We start from the raw sequence: 2,270 nt of genomic DNA, 5'->3' as shown, positions 1-2,270 counted from the left end.
GGTGTGATCGTCACCTCGTCCTGCCCGCCAGCCCCGCTCGCCTCAACCACAGCGGCGGCAGCAACCACCGGCGCGGCCGTGATCTCAAGCGTCGGCCCAGAGTCATCGAAGTTGATGAACGAGCCGACCTCTTCGGTGCGGGCGTTGGTGGATTGCGACGTGAAATGGAATTCGGTGATGTCGCAGCCTTCAGTCGCGTCGACACCGGTAACCGTCAGCCGATCCATTTGGGTGGCGGTGGTGAAATCGACGGTTGTGACGTTATCCAGCCCAGTGATGGTGACGGCGTTCCCAGTGCCGGTGAGCCCCGAGATGGTCACGTTACCGCTTCCCGTGGCATAAGTGCCATCGGCGGTGATGGTGGTGGCAAACCCGGACGTGCCCGTCAACTTGATGCTGGTGATGTCGACGGGGTTGGTCGTGGTGCCGTTGAAGAAGTCCGGCCCTTGCTCGTTGCCCGTATTGTCGAACGCCTTGATCGTGATGTCCACCCGCCTAGTCTCGGCCGAAGGTGTGATCTGATTGATCGTGAACCCAGCCTCCGTGACATTATCGAGGTGGCTGCCGTACTGGATTTGGGAGCCATCGCCCGCAGGGAGATTGCCGCCGGTGACAAAATCGCATTGCAGCGTTTCGGTCGGATTGATGCTTTGGTTACCGATGCCGAATCCCTGTGTACTCACGTTGGCGGTGGCATTTGCTGCGCCCAGGAAACCTGTCACGAGAAGCTGCTTGGAAGCGTCAGTGGACGAATTGATCACGTAGAAATCATGATTGCCGGACGCGGCGTTCTGCCCCAAGAAACTGAGCACGGAAGTCCCCGTGACCGAGGCGAACACATGATCAGCCAGATCGATGCGGTCGTCCGGGTCGGTCTCATCCGGATGGAGCAGCGGCACGTACTGAACCAGGTAAAGGTCCGCTTTAGTGGCGCTCGTGGGGTCCAGCCCAAAGGCGAAGGCGAGCGGCCCGATTTCATCGGGTTCTACTAGCGGGTCGGAGGTTCCGATGACGCCGATCACGACGTTGGGATTGGTTGGATCCTGGAACAGCCAGACATAGTTGCCATCGACCGTTTGGATGCCGCTGTTCACGCCGTCAGTTTTGGAAAAGGGTGTGCCGGAGGCATCCTGCGCGAGAACGATCCCGGAGATGGTTTCCCCTGCGCTCGCCGTGGCCTGCACGAAATCGGCTTGGTAGGCGACCTCAGGTGAGGTCAATCCGCCCGGATCGTCAAGATTTAGGAGATACGACAGCGTGAGGTTGGTGTTGCCCGACGGGTTAATATCGTCGTCCGTAAGACCGATGCTCTCGTCGATGATGATGTCTTGTGTCTGGATGTCGAGTGCCATCGAGTTTATCCTCCACGAAAATGAATTGGCCAAAGAAAAGGGATAGGGGCCCTCAAGCGTCAGGGCCTCTATCCACTTCGGAAAAGCAGATTTGTTCTGGGAAATCCCCCCCCCTATGCGTGTTCTCATCACGCCTTGTTAGGTGCTCTATTATGAGGCACCTGATTTAGGCTGGGACGCTACGCCTCTTGTATGGGCCCTTCAAGTTATCCATAAGGACTACCTAATATATCGGAAGTTGTGCCGATTCGCGAAGCCGGATCAACGTAAGGGCATCGGTAGCGTTGCGGCTGAACGGTCGAGCCGTCTGGCATACATGTCCCAGCGAAAAGCAGAGATGACATGCGGCAGGTTCGGATTCTAAGTTATTATTAATGAACCTGCGAGCAGTTTGGCGCTGTGTTCCAGAGTCGCCCGGAAAGGCGTCACAAACGACTCTGGAACCACTTTTGCGGCCGTGGCGGTGGATGACGCCATGGTTGTAGCTAGGATATTCTGGGATTGAATTGCGTCACAAGCAGAGTAGGACCTTTGCCGGCGCAAATAGGACTTAGGTCTTAGGTGGGACGGGACCTCACCAGCGAGGCCGACAAGCAATCTAATACTCAACCGGGCGTCTGCCCGTCTTGGTATACGACGACAGGCCTTTTGGTCGACTGTCGCAACGCCACCGTTCTGATTGAGACATTGGTTCTTGCGCAGGACGCTGCCTTTGAAATCGCTCGTGAGGAAATAGATTGGAAGTTGTGCGGCTGCCACGCTCGTAAACCGCTGCCCGACATTTTGTTGTGCAGGCGCCCGGTTATACTTCGGCTGATCAGGGCTAGTACCTCTGCACAGAGGATTTGACGTGTTGGTTGGGTTGCAGCGTGGGTAGGCTGTTGTGGTCGACGAGCAGTTTGATACTGCGGGCGACAC

1 pseudogene is annotated in these 2,270 nt (G+C 57.0%); it reads right to left on the bottom strand.

Annotated elements, in window-relative coordinates:
• Positions 1–1,352 (bottom strand): annotated as a pseudogene (locus BLU35_RS34780) (DUF5801 repeats-in-toxin domain-containing protein); the annotation flags it as partial.
• Between the last annotated feature and the right edge of the window lie 918 nt (positions 1,353–2,270).

Origin of the sequence: Sinorhizobium sp. NFACC03, from assembly GCF_900103435.1 — a bacterium.
Lineage (GTDB): Bacteria > Pseudomonadota > Alphaproteobacteria > Rhizobiales > Rhizobiaceae > Ensifer.
This window is presented reverse-complemented; position numbering and strand designations above follow the sequence as displayed.